The organism is Sphingobium sp. SJ10-10, assembly GCF_036038995.2.
In the GTDB taxonomy this organism is placed as follows: Bacteria; Pseudomonadota; Alphaproteobacteria; order Sphingomonadales; family Sphingomonadaceae; genus Sphingobium.
In genome coordinates this window covers 1,038,154-1,058,053 of the sequence record NZ_CP158132.1, presented here as the reverse complement: position 1 = coordinate 1,058,053, position 19,900 = coordinate 1,038,154, and the positions used below count along the sequence as shown (strand labels likewise).

The 19,900-nt window shown below is 64.7% G+C and carries 14 protein-coding genes and 1 tRNA gene; 8 read left to right on the top strand and 7 right to left on the bottom strand.

The features are described 5' to 3' along the window. The first annotated feature begins 43 nt into the window (after window positions 1–43). The 7 genes from VVT58_RS05055 to trxA are packed head-to-tail and all read left to right on the top strand — an operon-like array spanning window position 44 to window position 11,272. Window positions 44–2,389: a PAS-domain containing protein gene (locus VVT58_RS05055; RefSeq protein ID WP_327754675.1), complete on the top strand. Its 2,346-nt coding sequence runs from the start codon at window positions 44–46 to the stop codon at window positions 2,387–2,389. Continuing rightward, window positions 2,382–2,840 (top strand): tRNA (adenosine(37)-N6)-threonylcarbamoyltransferase complex ATPase subunit type 1 TsaE, encoded by a 459-nt coding sequence (tsaE, locus tag VVT58_RS05050; RefSeq protein WP_327754676.1) that lies wholly within the window; start codon window positions 2,382–2,384, stop codon window positions 2,838–2,840. The genes VVT58_RS05055 and tsaE overlap by 8 nt, the downstream gene beginning before the upstream one ends. Further along, the gene (locus VVT58_RS05045; RefSeq protein ID WP_327754704.1) at window positions 2,837–3,823 is read left to right on the top strand and encodes a phosphotransferase; all 987 of its coding nucleotides are present in this window, start codon (window positions 2,837–2,839) and stop codon (window positions 3,821–3,823) included. The genes tsaE and VVT58_RS05045 overlap by 4 nt, the downstream gene beginning before the upstream one ends. After that, complete coding sequence (locus tag VVT58_RS05040) at window positions 3,820–4,530, top strand: nucleotidyltransferase family protein (protein ID WP_087574232.1); 711 nt, start codon at window positions 3,820–3,822, stop codon at window positions 4,528–4,530. Before VVT58_RS05045 ends, VVT58_RS05040 begins: the two co-directional genes overlap by 4 nt. After that, the gene (gene addB, locus VVT58_RS05035) at window positions 4,523–7,498 is read left to right on the top strand and encodes a double-strand break repair protein AddB (protein WP_327754678.1); all 2,976 of its coding nucleotides are present in this window, start codon (window positions 4,523–4,525) and stop codon (window positions 7,496–7,498) included. The genes VVT58_RS05040 and addB overlap by 8 nt, the downstream gene beginning before the upstream one ends. Then, window positions 7,479–10,922 (top strand): double-strand break repair helicase AddA, encoded by a 3,444-nt coding sequence (addA, locus tag VVT58_RS05030; RefSeq protein WP_327754679.1) that lies wholly within the window; start codon window positions 7,479–7,481, stop codon window positions 10,920–10,922. Before addB ends, addA begins: the two co-directional genes overlap by 20 nt. Window positions 10,923–10,951: 29 nt before the next feature. After that, window positions 10,952–11,272 (top strand): thioredoxin TrxA, encoded by a 321-nt coding sequence (gene trxA / locus VVT58_RS05025; protein ID WP_066557531.1) that lies wholly within the window; start codon window positions 10,952–10,954, stop codon window positions 11,270–11,272. 69 nt (window positions 11,273–11,341) lie between these two features. On the opposite strand, the gene VVT58_RS05020 is transcribed toward trxA, so the two are convergent. Genes VVT58_RS05020 through VVT58_RS05005 form a run of 4 tightly spaced genes read right to left on the bottom strand, consistent with a single transcriptional unit; the run spans window position 11,342 to window position 15,553 of the window. Then, window positions 11,342–11,953: a glutathione S-transferase family protein gene (locus tag VVT58_RS05020; protein WP_327754680.1), complete on the bottom strand. Its 612-nt coding sequence runs from the start codon at window positions 11,951–11,953 to the stop codon at window positions 11,342–11,344. Window positions 11,954–11,970: 17 nt separating this feature from the next. Beyond that, entirely contained in the window at window positions 11,971–12,768 is a 798-nt protein-coding gene (locus VVT58_RS05015) for an inositol monophosphatase family protein (RefSeq protein ID WP_327754681.1), read from the bottom strand. A 16-nt stretch (window positions 12,769–12,784) separates the two neighbouring features. Further along, window positions 12,785–14,011 carry a bifunctional glutamate N-acetyltransferase/amino-acid acetyltransferase ArgJ gene (gene argJ, locus VVT58_RS05010; RefSeq protein ID WP_327754682.1) on the bottom strand — a complete coding sequence of 409 codons (1,227 nt, stop codon included), beginning with the start codon at window positions 14,009–14,011 and terminating at the stop codon, window positions 12,785–12,787. A gap of 30 nt (window positions 14,012–14,041) precedes the next feature. Further along, window positions 14,042–15,553 (bottom strand): glycosyltransferase family 39 protein, encoded by a 1,512-nt coding sequence (locus VVT58_RS05005; RefSeq protein ID WP_327754705.1) that lies wholly within the window; start codon window positions 15,551–15,553, stop codon window positions 14,042–14,044. Window positions 15,554–15,780: 227 nt separating this feature from the next. Between VVT58_RS05005 and secA the strand changes: the two genes are divergently transcribed. Beyond that, on the top strand, window positions 15,781–18,513 hold the full coding sequence (gene secA / locus VVT58_RS05000) for a preprotein translocase subunit SecA (RefSeq protein ID WP_327754684.1): 2,733 nt from the start codon (window positions 15,781–15,783) through the stop codon (window positions 18,511–18,513). 197 nt (window positions 18,514–18,710) lie between these two features. On the opposite strand, the gene VVT58_RS04995 is transcribed toward secA, so the two are convergent. The 3 genes from VVT58_RS04995 to VVT58_RS04985 form a co-directional block, all read right to left on the bottom strand. Further along, complete coding sequence (locus VVT58_RS04995) at window positions 18,711–19,163, bottom strand: DUF983 domain-containing protein (RefSeq protein ID WP_352000025.1); 453 nt, start codon at window positions 19,161–19,163, stop codon at window positions 18,711–18,713. A 272-nt stretch (window positions 19,164–19,435) separates the two neighbouring features. Further along, on the bottom strand, window positions 19,436–19,636 hold the full coding sequence (locus VVT58_RS04990; RefSeq protein WP_327754686.1) for a hypothetical protein: 201 nt from the start codon (window positions 19,634–19,636) through the stop codon (window positions 19,436–19,438). Between the two features lie 91 nt (window positions 19,637–19,727). After that, window positions 19,728–19,817, bottom strand: a tRNA-Ser gene (locus VVT58_RS04985). Window positions 19,818–19,900 lie beyond the last annotated feature (83 nt).

The window sequence follows — 19,900 nt, the reverse complement described above, 5'->3', positions numbered from 1 at the left end:
TGCACGGGGGCAATTTTTCGCGATGAGGGTGAAGTAGGGCGTAATGACGTTGACCCCACTTGCCGCCGTGATTCTCGGCGTCGTGCTGGCCGGATGGCTGGGCGCGGCGATCTGGGCGCTGTCGAGCGGCCAGCGCCGGCGTCGCGAAGGCATGCAGGCTCAGGGCAAGCTGGATCGGCTGTCGATTCTGCTTGCCTCCGCGCCGGCTGCCCCCATCGTCATCCACCCTGATGGCCGGCTGGAAGCGGCCGACCGGCTCGCCAAATGGCTTGGCAAGGATCGGGTACCGACCTTCGTGTCCGAACTGACTGCGCCCGACGGCGGCCTGGAAGCCGATGACGCTGCCGCATTGGCGCAGGAAATCGCCGCCGCCCAGCGCGCGGGCCGCAGCTTCGCGCTGCCGGTGCGGGGCGTCGATTCGTCCCGCCTGTTGCTGGTGCGGGGCGCGCCCGCGGGGCCGGTATTGGCCGAAAGCGGCGGGGTCGTGCTCTGGATTTTCGACGCGACCGACAGCCAGTCGGAAATCCAGACGCTGAAGGGCAAGGTCGAACAGCTCCGTGAGGCGCTGGAAGCGCTGGCGGGACTGGTGGAGGCCGCGCCCTTCCCGATGTGGCATCGCACGGCGGACATGCGGCTCAGCCTCGTCAACACCGCCTATGTCCGGGCGGTGGACGGCGAAAGCGCCCGCGAAGTCATTGCCCATGGCACCGAACTGGTGGAGACGGTCGGCGGCCTCACGCCACAAGCTGCCGCTGCCCAGACGCTTGCCGACGGCACGCCCGTCGAGCGCATGGTGCCGGCCACGATCGACGGCGAAAGGCGGACCATGCGCGTCGTCGACGTCCCGCTGGGGACGGCGGGCGTGGCCGGTTTCGCGATGGACCAGAATGAGCTGGAACAGTCCCGCGTCGAACATCGGCGGCTGGAGGCGGCGCAGCGGGACTTGCTGGACCGCCTGTCCGCCGGCGTGGCGCGCTTTGGGTCCGACCGGGCGTTACGTTTCTGGAACCAGCCCTTCATGAGCCTGTTCGGGCTTGACCAGGAGCGGTTGGCGGACAATCCGCCCTTCGAGCGGGTGCTGGACCAGATGCGCGAAGCGCGGCGACTGCCCGAAAACCGGGACTTCCCGGCGTGGCGCGCGGAAAGGCGCGACTGGTTCCTCTCGCCCGATCCCCGCGAGGAAAATTGGCTGCTGGCCGACGGCACCCATTTGCGCGTCTATGGACAGCCTTTGCCCGATGGCGGGCTGTTGCTGATCTTCGAGGATCGGACCGAGCAAGTCCAGTTGTCGAGCGCGCGCGATACGCTGCTCCGCGTCCGCACGGCGACATTCGACAATCTGTTCGAATCGATCGGCGTATTTTCCTCCGATGGGCGCCTGCATCTTTGGAACAGCCGTTTCCGCTCGATCTGGGACGTGTCCGAGGATTTGCTGGCAAAGCATCCGCGCATCGACGAACTGATGCGAGCGGTCCAATCGCGCCTCGCCAAGCCGCAGCAGGCGAATCTCGTTCGCGAACTGGTGCGCGCCGCCACGGTGGAGCGCAAGCAGCGCGTCGGCCATGTCGGCTTCGCGGATGGGCGCATCTTCGAATTCGCGGCGATCCCGCTACCCGACGGCAATGCGCTATTCACCATGCTCGACGTCACCGACAGCCGCCGGGTCGAGCAGGTGCTGCGCGACCGCAACGACGCGCTGGAGCAGGCGGATAAGGTGAAGACCGCCTTCGTCACCAATATGAGCTATGAGTTGCGCACGCCGCTCACCACCATCGCCGGTTTCGCGGAAATGATGAGCGCGGGTTATGCGGGAGAACTCAGCACGTCCGCCAGGGAATATGTCGACGGCATTCTGCAGAGCACCAACCGGCTCTCCATGCTGATCGACAATGTTCTGGATTTGACGCAGGGCGAGGCGGGGATGCTGCCCATCGAAAAAGCGCCGGTGGACCTGGCAGTGGAAGCCCGCGATGCCGTGGCGCGGATCAAGGGCGACGCCACGGCCAAGGGGATCGACCTTGCCATGTCGCTCCAGTCCAGCCTGGGCACGGTGCAGGGCGACAAGCGCCGGATCGGCCAGGCGCTGGATCATCTGCTGGAAAATGCGGTGCGCTATTGCAGCCGGGGTGGCCGCGTCCTGCTGCATGGCGACGGGACGGCGGACAATGCGCGTCTTGTCGTGTCGGATAATGGTCCGGGTATCAGCGCCAAGCGGCAGGGGACCATCTTCGACGCTTCCTCCCGGACCGAGCAGGCGCGCAACGGCGGCAAGGCCGGGATCGGCCTGCCGCTCGCCAGGCAATTGGCGCAGGCGCATGGCGGGACGCTGCAACTGGTGTCGGAACCGGGGCAGGGCACCATGGTCGTGATCGAGCTGCCCCGTGACTGAGAACGAAATCATCCTGGCGGGGGAGGGCGAGATGCTCGCATTCGGCCATCGTCTGGCCGCCTTCGTTCGCATCGGAGACGTCATTGCACTGGAAGGCGGGCTTGGCGCAGGCAAGACGACGTTGGCCCGAGGCATATTGGAAGGGCTGGGGCTGGAGGAAGAAGCGCCCAGTCCCAGCTTTGCCATCGTCCAGCCCTATGACATTCCCGAAGTCCGCCTGCCCGTTGCTCATGTCGACCTCTACCGGCTCGACAGGCCCGAGGAAGCGGAGGAACTGGCGCTGGACGAGTATCTGATGGACAGCCTGCTGATCGTCGAATGGCCCGACCGGCTGGGAGAGGGCGCCTGGCCCGATGCCTTGCGGTTCCACATCGGCATCGAACCCAACGACGCTCGGCGCTTGACAGCGCGCGTGCCGGGCGCTTGGACGGAGCGATGGTCACAGATATGATCCCGCCCGCCGCCGCTCCCGCTTTCCTCGCGCAAGCGGGGTGGGAGCATGCCGCCATCGTGCCGCTGGCCGGCGATGCGTCTTTCCGCCGCTATTTCCGGGTGATTGACGGTGCGCGCCGGGCGGTGCTGATGGATGCGCCGCCGCCCCATGAAGACCCGCGCCCCTTCATCGCCATTGCAGAGCATCTGACGGCGAACGGCTTTGCCGCGCCACAGATATTGGCCCGCGATCTGGAAGAGGGGCTGGTCCTGATCGAGGATTTCGGTGATCTGCGCGTCAAGGAGCATGTCGAGAACGTGCCCGACGCGGAATGGAATGTGTATAGCCGCGCCGTCGATTTGCTGGCTGCCCTGCATCGTCTGCCTCCCGCCGATGTTCCGCCCTATGACCGCGCCGTCTATCAGCGCGAAGCCGGCCTTCTGACCGAATATTATTGTCCTGCCATTGGTCTGCCGGTGGATGAGGATGCCTATGTCGAGGCTTGGGACGCGGTCCTGCCGATCGTCGAGCAATCGGCCAGCCCGGTCGTCACGGTGCTGCGCGATTTTCATGCGGAAAATATCATGCTGATCGATCGGGCGGCCTCCCATGGGCTGGGCCTGCTCGATTTTCAGGACGCGCTGGCCGGGCACCCGGCCTATGATCTTGTTTCGCTGTTCCAGGATGCGCGGCGCGACGTCTCCCCCGCTCTGGAGGCGGCGATGCTCGATCATTATCGCGCCATCGCCAACCCACCGGCCGACTTCGACGCCGCCTATGCCGTGCTGGGAGCGCAGCGCAATGCGAAGATCATCGGCATCTTCACCCGCCTTTGGAAGCGCGACGGCAAGCCGCGCTATCTTTCCTATCTGCCCCGCATGTGGGATCTGCTGGAGCGCGACCTCGCCCATCCCGCGCTCGCGCCGGTGGCGGCGTGGTTCGCGGCCAATATCCCCGCCGACAAGCGTCATCACGCGTTAGAGGATTTCGTTCCCGCATGATCGATACCGCGATGCTGATGGCCGCCGGATTGGGCAAGCGCATGCGCCCGCTGACCGCGACCCGTCCCAAGCCGCTGGTCAAGGTGGCGGGCAAGCCGCTGATGGATCATGCGTTGGACCGGCTGGCGGCGGGCGGCATCCGGAAGGTGGTGGTCAATGTCCACTATCTGGCCGACACGGTCGAGGCGCATCTGCATGCGCATTGCAACGGCATGCAGGTGGCGATTTCCGACGAACGCCGGAAGCTGCTGGAGACCGGCGGCGGGTTGATCCATGCCAGGGAGCAGCTTGGCGATGCGCCCTTTTTCTGCGCCAATAGCGACAATCTGTGGATTGACGGCCCACAGGAAACGCTGGGCATGATGCGGAAGATCTGGGATCCGGAGCGCATGGATGCGTTGCTGCTGCTGGTCCCGCTGGCCCGCGCCAATTGCCATAAGGGGCCGGGCGATTTTCATATGGACGCGAATGGCCGGCTGACCCGGCGCAAGACGGCCCATGTCGCGCCTTTCGTGTTTACCGGCGTCCAGATCATGTCGCCCAGCCTGCTGGTCGATCCGCCGTCGGAGGTCTTTTCGACCAATGTCTTCTGGAATCGGGCGATAGAGGCGGGGCGCCTCTTTGGCGTCTCGCACCAGGGTCTGTGGTTCGATGTCGGTACGCCGCAGGCCATCCCCGCCGTGGAGACGATGCTGGCCTATGGGTGACCGCACCCGCCCGGCGCTGTTCAACATACCGGCGCACCGCGCCTTTTCCGATGCGCTGGTCGCGGGCATCCTCGCCCAGCATGGCGGCGATCCGATGCGGCTGGCGCAGGGCATGATCCTGTTGCCCAATAATCGCGCCATCCGGTCGGTCAGCGACGCTTTCGTGCGGAAATCGGGGGGCGGGCTACTGTTGCCGCGCCTTGTCGCATTGGGTGATGCCGATTTGGGCGAACAGGTCGGCAGCGCGCTCGATCCGCTGGGCGAGGATGAGGCTGTGCCGCCCGCCATAGCGCCGATGCGCCGCCAGATGATCCTGGCGCGGATGGTGCAGCAGGCTTCGGCGCATCCCGTGGACGCGGGGCAGGCATTGCAACTCGCCCAGGCGCTGGGCACGGTCCTCGATCAGATACAGGTTGAGCGGCTTTCGGTTACCGCGCTGGCCGATCTCACTTTGTCTGACGAACTGTCGCAGCATTGGCAGACCTCGCTCAAGCTGTTCGGCATCCTTCTGGCGCAATGGCCGCAGGAACTGGCGCGGCTCGGTTGCATCGATCTGGCGGATCGCCGCAATCGGCTGTTGGATCGTGTGTCCGCCCGCTGGGCGAAGGTGCCGCCCGAGGGCTTCGTCATTGCCGCGGGCATGTCCACGACGGCCCCGGCGATTGCGGCGCTGCTGCGGCGGATCGCGCTGCTGCCCAGGGGCGCCGTTGTCTTCGCCGGTCTGGACCAGGAGATGGATGGCGACGCCTGGGATGCTATCGGTCCCTTCGACGCCGATCCACTGACCGGCCGGGCGCCCGCAGGGCATGAAACCCATCCGCAATATGCCCTGAAGCGCCTGCTCGACCGGATGAGCGCGACACGCGACGATGTGGCGCTCTGGCGCTGGGGCAGTGAGCATGACGCCCGCGCCGTGCGGGGACGCAATATTTCCAACGCCATGCTGCCGCCGCGCCTGACCAGCCGCTGGCGCGACCTCAAGACGGCGGATCGCTCGCTCGCGGGGGTGGAGGCGCTGGAGGTCGCGACACCCGGCGAGGAGGCGCAGGCCATCGCCATTGCTCTGCGCGAAGCGGTGGAGACGCCGGGCCGCACCGCCGCTCTGGTGACGCCGGACCGGCAATTGGCGACCCGCGTGTCCGCGCATCTCAAGCGCTGGGGCATCGACGCCGACGATTCCGCCGGGCAACCGCTGTCTCGCTTGCCGCCCGGAACCTTGCTGATCGCCATGGCGGAAGCATTGGCGGAACGCTTTGCGCCGGTTGCGTTGCTAACCCTGCTCAAGCATCCGCTCGTCATGCGCGGGGAGGGGCGGCTCGCCTGGCTGGAGGGCGTGCGGGGTCTCGACCTGCTGCTGCGCGGGCCAAGGCCGCAGGCGGGGATCGTCGGTCTCGACCTGCTGCTTGGCGACCGCGAGGGTGAAGATCGGCAGCGCACGCTGCGCGCTCGCACGCGGCAGTGGTGGGTGGAAGCCCGCACCCTGCTCGAACCGTTGGAGCAGGCCTTTCTGGCCGCGCCGGACCTGGCCGGGCAGTTGGCGGCCATTCGCGAACATGCCGGTCGCCTGTCGCACGATGCGGTCTGGGCCGGGCATCAGGGCCATGCCGCCGCCGACCTCTTCGCTGAGATGGAGGAGGCGGCCAGCGAAGGGCCACGCCAGGCCGACATACGCGCGCTGCCAGCCCTGTTCGATCATCTTCTGGGCGGGCTGTCGGTGCGCCCGCCGCAGGGGGGACATCCCCGCATCAGCATCCTCGGTCTGATCGAAGCCCGGCTGGTGCAGACGGACCTGATGATCTTGGGCGGCCTTAACGAGGGTACATGGCCGGGCTTGCCCGCGCCCGATCCCTGGCTGGCGCCGCGCATCCGCCGGGAAATCGGGCTGCCGGGACTGGAAAGCCGGATCGGCCTTGCCGCCCATGATTTCGCGAGTGCCTTGGGCGCGCCGCAAATCCTTATCACGCGGTCCCGGCGCGGGTCGGGTGGCCCGGCGGTCGCTTCGCGCTTCTGGCTGCGATTGAAGGCCATGACCGGGCCGCAATGGAAAAGCGCCGATCGCTATGCCGCGCTGGCGCAAGCGATCGATCATGCGGCGGACCACCGGCCCGCCAACCGCCCGGCGCCGGTGCCGCCGCTGTCGGTGCGCCCGAAAGTCATTCCCGTCACCGATGTGGATCGGCTAAAGGCCGACCCTTACGCCTTTTACGCCAAGCGCATCCTGCGTCTGGCACGGCTCGATCCGGTGGACGCCGATGCCGGGCCGGCCTGGCGCGGCACGGCGGTGCATGAAATCCTCCAACGATGGGCGGAGGAGGGCAGCGGCGACCTGGCCGATCTGGAGGCTCGGGCGCGGGCGATGTTCGACCGGCCAGACGTACATCCCTTGCTGAAAGCGCTCTGGCAGCCGCGCCTGATCGAAGCGATCCGCTGGATCGCCGCCGAGGTGGCGAGCGACCTCGCCGCTGGGCGCAAGATCCTTTCCGTCGAGATTGACGGCCGTGCGGACATTGCAGGGGTCACGCTCACCGGCAAGGCCGACCGCATCGACCTGTTGCCGGACGGGAAGCTCGGCATTGTCGACTACAAGACCGGCAAGCCCCCCAGCGCCCGGCAGGTCAAGGCTGGCTATGCGCTCCAGCTCGGATTGCTGGGTCTGATCGCGGAGCATGATGGCTTTCCCGGTCCCCACACGGCGCCTGTGGCGGGGAGCTTCGAATATTGGTCGCTCGCCAAGAAGGGCGATGCTTTCGGCTATCGGGAAAGCCCGGTCGATCCGATGGGCAAGCGGGACAAGATCATCACCGCCGACTTCACCTCCCAAGTCTATGCGCAGTTCGAGGATATTGCCGCCACCTATCTCCTCGGTTCGGCGCCCTTCGATGCGCAGGTGAACCCCGAAGTCGCGAACTATGGCGATTATGACCAGCTCATGCGGCTGGAGGAATGGTATGGCCGCGACGATGGCTAAAAAGGCCAAGGCTTTGCAACCGCTGGCCGGCGCCCAGGCGCAGGCCGCCGCGCCCGACGCCCATGTGTGGCTGTCGGCATCGGCGGGCACGGGCAAGACCCATGTGCTGACCGCGCGGGTTTTCCGTCTGCTGCTGCAAGGGGTGCGGCCGGAAAATATCCTCTGCCTGACCTTTACCAAGGCGGGCGCGGCGGAGATGGCCGATCGCATCCATGACCGGCTCGCCGCCTGGGTGCAGATGGAGGAGGGCGATCTCTTCCACGATCTGGAGGCTCTGGGAGAGGAGTCCGGCCCGGAAGCCCGCGACCGGGCGCGCCGCCTTTTTGCCGAAGTGCTGGAGTCGACTGGCGGCGGCCTGCGCATCCAGACGATTCACGGCTTTTGTCAGCAATTGCTGACCGCTTTCCCGCTGGAAGCTGACTTGCCCCCCGGCTTCCGGCCGCTCGACCAGCGCGAGCAGGCGACGCTGGCGCGCCAGACGCTGGCCGACATGGTGGTGATGGCGCAGGAACAGGGCGACGATGCGCTGATCGAGGCTTTGCAGGCGCTCAGCCTGCGCATGGGCGAGGGCGGCGCGGAGAATTTCCTGCTGCGCTGCGCGGCCCGGCTGGACGCGCTCAAGGCCTTGCCGGAGGATATCGCGCCCTGGCTGCTGCGGGAACTGGAACTGCCCGAAGGCGATATCGACGCTCATATAGCCACACAGTGCGCGGACGACCTGTTCGATATGCGCACGCTGATATGGATCGCGCAGGCCAATGCGGATTGGGGCACGGGTCGGGCGCTGGAGCGCTGCGACCGGATCGCGCGCTGGCGGAATCTCGATCCGGCGGCGCGGGCGGCCACGCTCACCGATCTTCATGCCGTCTGGGCGAAGGCCGATGGCGAACTGATCTCTACCGCCAAGGGCTGGGCGCCCCCGGTGGATGGCTATGGTGACGCCATTGCGCGCATGCATGAGCGTTGTGCCGAACTGCTGGGCCTCAGGCTCCGCGCCGCCTATGCCGCTTTGCTCGCCAAGGCGCTGCACGCCGGGCGGGTTTATGCCCGCGCCTATGCCGAGGCCAAGCAACTTGCGGGCGCGGTCGATTTCGACGACCTGATCGCCAACACCGCGCAACTGCTGTCCCAGCCCGGCATTGCCGACTGGATACGCTTCAAGCTCGACCAGCGCATCGACCATATATTGGTGGACGAGGCGCAGGACACCAATGTCAGCCAGTGGCAGATCGTCGGCGCGCTGGCGGCGGAGTTTTTCGCGGGCGAAGGGGCGAAGGGCGACAAGGTCCGCACCATCTTCACCGTGGGCGATTTCAAGCAGGCGATCTTCGGTTTTCAGGGCACCAGCCCCGAATCTTTCCGGGCCGCGCAGATCGTCTTTCAGCGCCATGCCGAGGATGCGAGTCATCCTTTTTACGACCTCTCGCTTCAGCACAGCTTCCGCTCGACGCCCGCGGTTCTGGATGTGGTCGACCGCACCATCGCGACGCTGCGCGCCGAGCGTTTCGGGCTGGAACCGGGCGAAGTCCGGCATATCAGCGCGAATCGCTTCCCCGGCGAAGTGCTGCTCTGGAAGCCTGTCGTTGCGGGCCTGTCCGACGAGGCCGAGGGGGAAGAGGATTGGGCCGCCGATCAGGAGCGCGTGCTGGCGCAGACCATTGCGCGCCAGATCAGGCAGTGGATCGATGACGGGCTGATGCTGGAAAGCCGAGGTCGCCCGGTGACGGCAGGCGACATCATGATCCTGGTCCGCCGCCGCAGCGAACTGGCGCGGCTGATCGTGGCCCGGCTCTATGAGGAAAAGGTCGCGGTGGCGGGCATCGACCGCCTGCGGTTGAACGCGCCGCTGGCGGTGCGCGATCTGCTGGCGGCGCTGCGCTTTGCCGTGCAGCCGGAGGATGATCTGAACCTCGCCGCGCTGCTGGTCTCGCCGCTGATCGGGTGGACACAGGACGCGTTGATGGACCGCCTCATCAACCGGCGCACCGGGCTGTGGCAGCATCTGACGCAGACGCTGGATGACATGTTGCTGGAGCCGCTCCGCCAGTTGCTGGGGCAGGCGGACTTCACCACCCCCTATCGCTATCTGGAGGCGATATTGTCCGGCCCGATGGATGGCCGCCGCCGCCTGATCGAGCGCTTGGGCTCCGAAGCCGCCGATCCGATCGAGGAATTGCTGAACGCCGCGCTCGCCTTCGAGAATGACGATTATCCCTCGCTCCAGCGCTTCATCGACTGGTTCGACCGGGGCGAGGTGGAGATCGTACGCGATGCCGCCACGCAGGGCGATTCGCTGCGTCTGCTGACGGTGCATGGCGCCAAGGGCTTGCAGGCGCCCATCGTCATCCTTGCCGATGCCTGTCTTGATCCGGATGCTGGCAATCGCGCGGATTCGCTCGAATGGAACGGGTTGCCGATCATCGCTCCGCGCAAGGCGGAACGGCAGGGCGCGATCGGACAGGTGGCAGAGGAAGCGAGCGCCGTCGAACGCGCGGAACATTGGCGCCTGCTCTATGTCGCTCTGACGCGCGCGGAAGAAAGGCTGGTGGTCGCCGGATCGCTCGGACCCAGGGCCAAGGGGGAGGTCAAGCCCGAAAGCTGGTATGCGGCTGTCGAAGCTGCGCTGATCTCGCTGGAGGCGGAATGGGAGGCCGATCCGCTCTGGGGGGCGCGGCGTAGTTGGCGCGGGAGTGAGATTCTCCCTCCGAAGGCGGCGGAATCCGCAATTGCGGAAAATCAGGCGGTTCATAACGAGCCGCCCTGGCTGCGTCGACCCGCGCCAGCCGAAGCCCGGCCGCCGCGCCCCTTGGCGCCCTCTGCGGCGGTGGAAGACGATGTGCCCTATCCGCCGCCGACCCCTGCGATGCGGGATGCGGCCGAGCGGGGCCGCTGGTTGCATCGGCTGTTCGAGCGGCTGGCCGATGTGCCGCCCGACAGCCGCCGCCTGCGTGCCGACAAATGGCTGGCGCAACAGGGTCTTGCCGATCCCGCGCGGCGGCATGACGTCATTGAACAGGCGTTGCGCGTTATCGAAGACCCGCAATTTGCCGGGCTTTTCGGACCGGATGCGCTGGCCGAAGCGCCGATCGCCGCCGTCGTGGGCGAAGCGGTGATCGCCGGAACCGTCGACCGGCTGCGCATCAGCGACGATCTGGTGCAACTGATCGATTTCAAGACAGGCCGCATATCGCCGCTTGTCGTGGAGGAGGTTCCGCTGGCCCATGTCCGGCAGATGGCGGCCTATGCCGCCGCGTTGCAGGTGATCTTCCCCGATCGCAGGATCGAGGCGGGGCTGCTCTACACCGCCGCGCCCCGGCTCATCACCCTGCCGTCCGAGCTGCTGGCGCGGCACAAGCCGGGCTTTCCGTCCGCGCAGGAGAATTTGCCGCTTCCGCCCGTTGAGACGGACGCCACTCCGTCCTAAATATCTGCCAACCGAAGGAGATACCCAAAATGGCTACCAAGGCAGTCACCGACCTGAGCTTCAAGCAGGACGTCATCGATGCGGACAAGCCTGTCCTCGTCGATTTCTGGGCGGAATGGTGCGGCCCGTGCAAAATGATCGGCCCCGCTCTGGAAGAAATTTCGGAAGAACTGGCTGACAAGGTCGTCATCGCGAAGATCAATATCGACGAAAATCCCGATGCGCCCGGCAAATACGGCGTGCGCGGCATTCCGACGATGATCCTCTTCAAAAATGGCGAAGCCGCCGCCACCAAGGTCGGGGCGGCGCCCAAGAGCGCGCTCAAGGGCTGGATCGAAAGCGTTCTTTGATGGAATGAGGAAAGGCCGGTCTCGGCCTTTCCAAAATATGCTCCTGCGGTGGCAGGAGCATATTTTATCTTAGGTCAGCGGGATCATGACAGTCTCGGCATAGGCTGGCTTTTCGCGCAGCCTGTCATACCAGGCGCGCGCATGCGGCACCTTTGGCCGCTCCATCTCCAGCGTGAAGAAGGTGTGGGCATAAACGCCCATCGGCACGTCCGCGACGCCGAAGCTTTCCCCCGACAGCCAGGGCTGCCCGGCCAATGCGTGGTCGAGGATCAGCATCGCTTCACCCGATGTCCGCGCCGACTTCGCCAAGGCCGCCGCATCCCGATCTTCCGCTTTCCTGCGGATCAGGTTCACAAAGGCATCCCGCTGCGCATCGGCAAAGCTGAACTGCCAATCCATCCATTTGTCGCCCTGCGCCCGTGCCGCCGGATCGGCAGGCCACATCGGCTCAGGCGCATAGCGTCCAGCCAGATAGCGCAGGATCGCGTTGGATTCCCACAGCATAACATCGCCATCCTCGATCGTCGGGATCAGGCGGTTGGGGTTCATCGCGACATAGGCGTCGCTCATGCCGAACTGGCCGCCGACATCATGGCGAACATAGGGAAGGCCGATTTCGCCGGCGAACCAGGCCACCTTCTTCACATTATGCGAGTTGAGGCGTCCCCAGATCGTCAGCATATCCGTCCTTCCCTATTTCAGCGGAACAGCCGCTCCGCCGCCAGATCCCAAAGGCGCGGTGACGAAGCCCCCAGCAGCCCGCGCCGCAGATCGCCCACGACATAGGGCGATCCGTCCAGCCGCTGGCACCGCCCGCCCGCTTCGTTGAGAAACAGCGTCCCCGCCGCATGATCCCAGGGCAAAGTGCGCGCGAAGACCGAAATGTCGTTCTGCCCCAGCACCAGGCGCGGATATTGCTCCGCGGCGCAGCGGGGAATATCCACCAGTTGGAAACTGGCCTTCGACCGGCGCTTGATGTCGGCGCGTTCTTCATCGGTCATGAAATAGACGGCGAGCGCGGCGATTGGCAGCGCTTCGCCGCTTTCCCGGGCATAGACCTGCTCGCCATCGATATGGCTGCCCGCGCCCAATATGGCGTGGCATAGACGTCCCGTCAGCGGGTCCAATATCCACCCGGCCAGGATTGTCCCCGAATCGGCCAGCGCGACCATGATGCCGAAGGGCGGCTTGCCCGCTGCGAAATTCCCCGTCCCGTCGATCGGGTCGATGATCCAGTTCAGCCCTTCGCCTGCGCGGTCCAGGATGGCGGGATCGGCAGCGCAGGCTTCCTCCCCGATGATGCCTGCTTCAGGCAATAAGGCGGCCAGCCCTTCGGCCAGTCGGATTTCGCTTTCCTTGTCCGCGATGGTGACGAGGTCGTCGGCCGCTTTCTCGCTGACTTCATGGCTGGCGAGATTCTGGTAGCGCGGCATCACGACGTCCCGTGCCACTTCGCGCATCAGCGCGACGACAGGATCGTGCAATTCGATCGGCATCGGCTCCGCCCTATTCTCAGCTACGATAATCCGCGTTGATCGAGATATAGCCGTGAGTCAGGTCGCATGTCCAAACCGTCGCCCGACCGTCGCCCAGCCCCAGATCGACGCCGATCAATATGTCCTGCCCCTTGAGATGGGCCGCCACCGGCGCTTCGTCATAGCCCTCGACCGCCAGGCCGCACGAAGCCACCTGAGTCGTGCCGAAGCGGATGGAGAGCTTGTCCCGGTCCGCAGGCTCGCCCGCCTTGCCGATTGCGGCCACCACGCGGCCCCAATTGGCGTCCTCCCCGGCGATGGCGGTCTTCACCAGCGGCGAATTGGCAATGGAGAGGGCGATGCGATGCGCGCTGGCGTCGCTTTCCGCGCCCTCGACGCTGATCTCGACGAACTTCGTCGCGCCTTCGCCGTCGCGCACCACCAGATGCGCAAGCTGGCGGCAGAGATCTCCCAGCGCGGCCGCAAAGGCATCGGCCCCCGCGTCATCCATGGAGGCGAGCGGCGCATTGCCCGCTTTACCTGTCGCGAAGGCCAGCACCGTGTCGCTGGTCGAGGTATCGCTGTCGACCGTGATGCAGGAGAAGGTCTTCCTGTTGGCGGCGGACAGCATCTGCTGCAACAGCTTGGGATCGATGGCGGCGTCGGTGAAGATATAGCCGAGCATCGTTGCCATGTCGGGCGCGATCATTCCCGAACCCTTGACGATCCCGACCAGCTCGACCCGCGTGCCGCCGATCATGGCGGAGGCCTGGGCGCCCTTGGCATAGGTATCGGTCGTGCCGATGGTCGTCGCGGCATCTTCCCAGCCACAGGGGGGGGCCGTGAAGGCGGCTTCCAGACCCGCCTCGGCCTTGTCCACCGGCAGCGGAACGCCGATCACTCCGGTCGAGGAGATGAAGATATCCGAAGGCTGGCAGTCCAGATGATTGGCGACCTTGGCGGCGATCGCCTCCACGGCGGCGCGGCCGCGATGCCCGGTAAAGGCATTGGCATTGCCCGCATTGACCACCAATGCCCGCGCCGATCCCAGCGGAATGGCGTCCCGGCACCATTCCACCTCGGGGGAGGGGCATTTGCTCTGCGTCGTGACGCCCGCGACCGCCGTGCCTTCAGCCAGCTCAACATAGGTGAGGTCGCAGCGGTCCCAATTCTTGTAGCGCGCTCGCGCCACGCGAGCCGTGACGCCCGCAATGGGCGGAAGATTGGGGAAAGCGGCGGGGGCGAGGGGCGAGCGTTCAGTCATGCCCGTCGATTAGCGCAATATGCCCGTCCGTCAACGGCGAGATGGGCGGATATACAGCTTTCCAACGCCGTCCGGCATGGCGAGCATTCGATAGGCGCGCTGCTTTGCATAGACGATCAGGCTGTCGTCGGGCCGCAGAGGCAGTTTGCGCGTTCCCATTTCATAGCCGACCAATATGGCCTCGGGCGGATCGCGGTCCAAATCCATCAAGGTTGCCGGAATCATCGCATGAATGTTGCGCGCTTCGGCCTTGTCCATCGTCCATCCCGTCCGATAGACGAAGGGGCCTGGGGCAAAGCGCCGGTCGATGTTCAGGCCGCTATCGACCAGTTGCTGGGGCGAAAGGCTGACGATCTCGTCATCGCCGGTCAGAGCGCGCACCTGCGCGCCCGCCCAGCGAGCATTGGCGCTCGCGGTCAGGATGGGTGATCCGTGGCGCGTCATCGCCGCGACATGGCGGCCCGACGGCAACAGCCCCGGCACAGCGGCAAGGCAGAGCAAAGCGATCAAACCCGGCCGCATACGACCATGCCATGCCCGCGCATCGTCCAGCATGATGCCGAGCGCCAAGCCCAGCGGCGGCAGCAGCGGCATGACATATTGAAGCTGGGACGGCGTGGGCAATGCAGCGCCGATCAATCCACCGCCGATCATCCAATAGGCAAACTGCCTCTCAGGCGGGCAGGCTCGCCCGCGATTCGCCCACGCATGACCAAGGATCATGGCAAGGCTCATCAGAGCCGGTCCCCGCCAGAGATATTTTGCGAGATCCGCGAATTTCTCACCCAATGCCAGCTCGTCGCCCGCTCCATTGGCCGCATACCAGGCGAAGGGAGCGCTCGCGGCAAAGGTGACGACGCCATAGGAAAAGGCGGCTGGCGCTGCGGCCCAGGCCATGAGCATCGGCGCGATCCCGGCCAATGCGCCAAGGGCGAGCCAAAGGGCATGGCGACGATAGGCCAACAGGGCAAAGCCACCCGCCGCCGCGCCCAATGGAATGAAATTGAGCTTGGCGGCGATCGCCAGTCCGAAGAACAACCCCGCCGCGAACCAGTGGCGCCGCCGCCCGATGTGCAGCGCTGCGATCATCAGGAGCATCGCCAGCGTGGCCAGCATGGTCGGCAGCATGTCGTTGCGGATCACGCTGGCGGTGAACTGAAACGCGGCCGTCGTGGCCATGAAGATGGTCGCGAGGGCCGCGCTGCGGCGTGAAACGCCTGCCCGGCGCTGAACAAGATATAGCAGCAGGAGTGTGCCCACCGCGCAGGCCGCCGTAGCGAGCCGCATCGCCGCCAGCATCTTTCCCGGAAACGCCCAGGCGAGCAGCGCGAACAGCCAAGCGTGCAGCGGCGGCTGAAGGTAGAGGAAGTCCCGATAGATCAGCATGTGCGAACTGAACCAGGCACCTGCGATATATTGGCTCTCATCATGATCGAAAGGCGTGGCGAGCGCCGCAATCCCGAACCAGAGGAGGGCCGCAACCGCCGCCATCACGATAAAAGTCGCGCCACGCAACTTCATGCGGGCAGGGGCGGGAACCATCGTCAAATGCCTCTCATTTTATCAGGCTTTGGCACAAGACGCCGCGATCCGCCAATATCCCGCTTATCCGATCATTTCGTTTCGGAAAATTGGGGCGGTCACCCCTTATTACACTGTCGCGCCATGCCTGCTCTGATTGACTAACGCCTGTGCGCCCCCTAAATCGCCGCGCATGTCTGCGTGCGTCGCCCTTAAGGCGCGCGCGTCCCCTTTTGTCAGGAACTTGCATGTTCGGCGCACTCGCCAAGTCCATTTTCGGCTCCTCCAACGACCGCTATGTGAAGTCGCTGGGCAAGACCGTCGAACAGATCGCGTCTTTCGAACCCACCATCTCCGCGATGACCGATGAGGAATTGACGGCGCAGACCGTTCGATTCCGGGAGCGGCTGGCGCAGGGCGAAACCCTGGACAGCCTGCTGCCCGAAGCCTTCGCCACGGTGCGGGAAGCCGCCAAGCGCACACTGGGCCAGCGCCATTATGATGTGCAGATGGTCGGCGGCATCGTCCTCCATCGCGGCGAGATCGCGGAAATGCGCACGGGCGAGGGCAAGACGCTGGTCGCGACGCTTGCCACCTATCTGAATGCGCTGGAAGGGAAGGGCGTCCACGTCGTCACGGTGAACGACTATCTCGCCAGCCGCGACTGCGAATGGATGGGGCAGGTCTATCGCTTCCTTGGCCTCACGACCGGCGTGATCGTGCCGAACCTGTCGGAAGACCAGCGGCGCGAGGCCTATAACGCCGACATCACCTATGCGACGAACAACGAACTCGGCTTCGACTATCTGCGCGATAACATGAAGTATGACCGCGCATCGATGGTGCAGCGGCCTTTCAACTTCGCCATCGTCGACGAGGTGGACTCGATCCTGATCGACGAAGCGCGCACGCCGCTCATCATTTCGGGGCCGACCGATGACAAGTCGGAACTCTATGTCTCGGTCGACGCCATCGTGAAGCGGCTGGACGAGGCCGATTATGAAAAGGATGAGAAGCAGCGCACCGTCACCCTGACCGAGGACGGGACCGAGAAGATCGAGCGCATGCTGGAAGAGGCGGGGCTGCTTCAGGGCGCCAACCTCTATGATTTCGAGAACACCGCCGTCGTCCATCACGTCAATCAGGCGCTGCGCGCGAACGCCATGTTCCGCCGCGACATCGATTATATCGTCAAGGACGGCAAGGTCATCATCATCGACGAGTTTACCGGCCGCATGATGGACGGCCGCCGCTGGTCGGATGGTCTGCATCAGGCGGTGGAAGCCAAGGAAGCGGTGAATATCGAGCCGGAAAACCAGACGCTCGCCTCCATCACCTTCCAGAATTATTTCCGCATGTACCCCAAGCTGGGCGGGATGACCGGCACGGCAGCGACCGAAGCGACCGAATTCTTCGAAATCTACAAGATGAACGTCGTCACCATCCCGACCAACCGGCCGGTGCAGCGCGTCGATGAGGAAGACAGCTTCTACAAGAATCTGGAAGACAAGTTCCGCGGCATCGCCAAGACCATCAAGGTCCACGCCGAGCAGGGACAGCCGGTCCTCGTCGGTACGGTATCGATCGAAAAATCGGAAATGCTGTCCGAGTTCCTGAACCAGGAAGGGGTCAAGCATGCCGTCCTCAACGCCCGCTTCCATGAAAGCGAAGCGCATATCGTCGCGCAGGCGGGCCGCAAGGGCGCGGTGACGATCGCCACCAACATGGCCGGTCGTGGCACCGACATCAAACTCGGCGGCAATCTGGAGATGCGGGTCGAGGATGAGCTGCGCGATATGCCGGAGGGACCGGAGCGCGAAGCGGCCATCGCCCGCATCGATGCCGAGATCGAGGCCGAAAAGGCCGAAGTGCTCGCCGCCGGCGGTTTGTTCGTCCTCGCGACCGAGCGGCATGAAAGCCGTCGCATCGACAATCAGCTTCGCGGTCGTTCAGGCCGTCAGGGCGATCCCGGCCTGTCGCGCTTTTACCTCAGCCTTGACGACGATCTGATGCGCATCTTTGGCCCGGACACCATGTTCGCCAAGATGATCCGATCGAATCTGGAGGATGGCGAGGCGCTGCCCCCGTCCAAATGGCTGAGCAAGGCGATCGAGACCGCGCAGAAGAAGGTCGAGGCGCGCAACTACGATATCCGCAAGCAGGTCGTTGAATATGACGACGTGATGAACGACCAGCGCAAGGTCATTTACGAACAGCGCAGCGACATCATGGACGCGGAGACGGTGGACGATGTCGTTGTCGACATGCGGCATGAGACGGTCAACGATCTGGTCGGCGCCTCCTGCCCGCCGGGCACCTATCCCGAACAATGGGACATGGAGCGCCTGAAGGCCCGCACAGCGGAGGTGCTGAACCTCCAACCCGATTTCGATGCCTGGCTGGCCGAGGATCATGTCGATCCGGAAATGATCGAGGAACGGCTGACCGCGTTGGCTGACGAAGCCGTGGCGGAGAAGGTCAAGGAACTCGACCCCGAAAACTGGCATATGATCGAGAAGAGCATCCTGCTCCAAAGCCTCGATCATCATTGGAAGGAGCATCTGTCGACCCTCGACGCGCTCCGCCAGGTCGTGCACCTGCGCGCTTATGCACAGAAGACGCCGATCAACGAGTATAAGCAGGAAGCCTTCGCCCTGTTCGAGCGGATGCTGGGCAATATCCGGGAAGATGTGACCGGGTCGATCGCCCGCGTTCAGTTCCGCATGGAAGAGCCGCTGCCCGAATTCGAGCTGCCGGTGCTGCCCGACTTCATCACCACGCATATCGATCCGTTTTCGGGCGAAGATAATAGCGGGGACATTGACGGCGGACAGATTGGCGGCATCACCACGACCCTGCCGCGCCCGTCTGTAGGCGCTGGTCAGGGCGGAGAATTCGCCAATCTGGACATCAGCCGCAATGCGCCGTGCCCCTGCGGTTCGGGCCAGAAATACAAGCATTGCCACGGCGCGCTTAGTTAAGCGCGCCGAGATTCTGCCGCACCGATCTAGGGTGTGTGGAGATTCAGCTCAGGGTGAGGCGAAAATTGCGGATTTCGAGAACCGGCGCGCAGCGACCATGAAGGTCGTGAGCACCGGAAGCGCAGAAAGCCGCGATTTGCAGCCCGCCATGGGCTGAATCTCCACACACCCTAAATCGACAGACCCCGCGGGCGGCCTTAATCGCCGGGCCGGCCGCCGTGCAATTTCGCCCATAATTGAGCGGTGCCGGCTTCCTGGGCCTTGTTCACATATTGCGCGGCGATCAACCATCCCTTGATCGGCCGCAGGGGCAGGATCGTCGTCAGGATCAGCACAGGAACCCCGACCGCCAGATGTACCCACAGCCCCGGTCGGGCCAGGATCTCCAGCATGATGATGAAGACCACTCCCGGCACGCAGGCGAACAACTGCACGAAAACGGCCGGCCCGTCCGCCGGATCGGCAAAGTCATAATTCAGCCCGCAGACCTCGCAATGATCGCGCACCGTCAGAAAACCGCGAAATATATGTCCCTCGCCGCAGCGCGGGCAGCGGCCCAAGAGCCCTGTCTCGATCGGTGAACGCCGTTTCCATCGTCCGCCATTTTCCGCCGCCGATTGCATCGCTGAAATCCCGCCTGTGTCGTCCATCGTCATGCCATCCTATCAACGGCAGAAATGTCTGCATTCAGTGGAATTTTCAATTGGGCTTTTTGCCCTAGGGACGCCCGCCTTCGACCATAAGGGTTACGTTACGGAAAGCGTGCGCTCTACCTTTGGGTAGATTGCCAGAAACCCGCCCCTTTGCTATGCGGACGATGATTTGGATGCCCGACAGCAAACAAGTCGCGCTCCCGGCTATCCCTTGCCCGGGGGCGCTTTTTTTTAAATTAGGTGCGTGGGCAGAAGTTCCCGTCAGCCGATCACGGCTCTCTTTCCATCGCGTCGTGCAGAACCTGATCGGGGCAGGACAGCGCCAAGGCTCTGACTTTATAGCGCAGCGCGAGTTCGCGATGGGCCGCGATCTCCTGCGACGAAGCGCTCCGCCGTGCCGCAGCATCGGCCTTCGCGGTTTCCTCTCTTGCGCGCCGAAACAGATAGCGCGCGTCAGTATCGGCAGACATCGTCACCTCCGATGATGAAGGGGCCGATTCTAGCATCGGAAAAACCGCCCCGCTTTAACCAGGATCAATTTTACCGACTTGAGGAAGGGAATGGCGGACAGGGTGGGATTCGAACCCACGGTGAGCGTAAACCCACGGCAGTTTTCAAGACCGCTGCCTTAAACCACTCGGCCACCTGTCCGTTGCCACGCTTCCTAGCGAACCCGGCGGCCATGCCAAGCGCAAAATCGCAGGAAGGCGCTTTCGGCGCTGGAATGGCGTCAT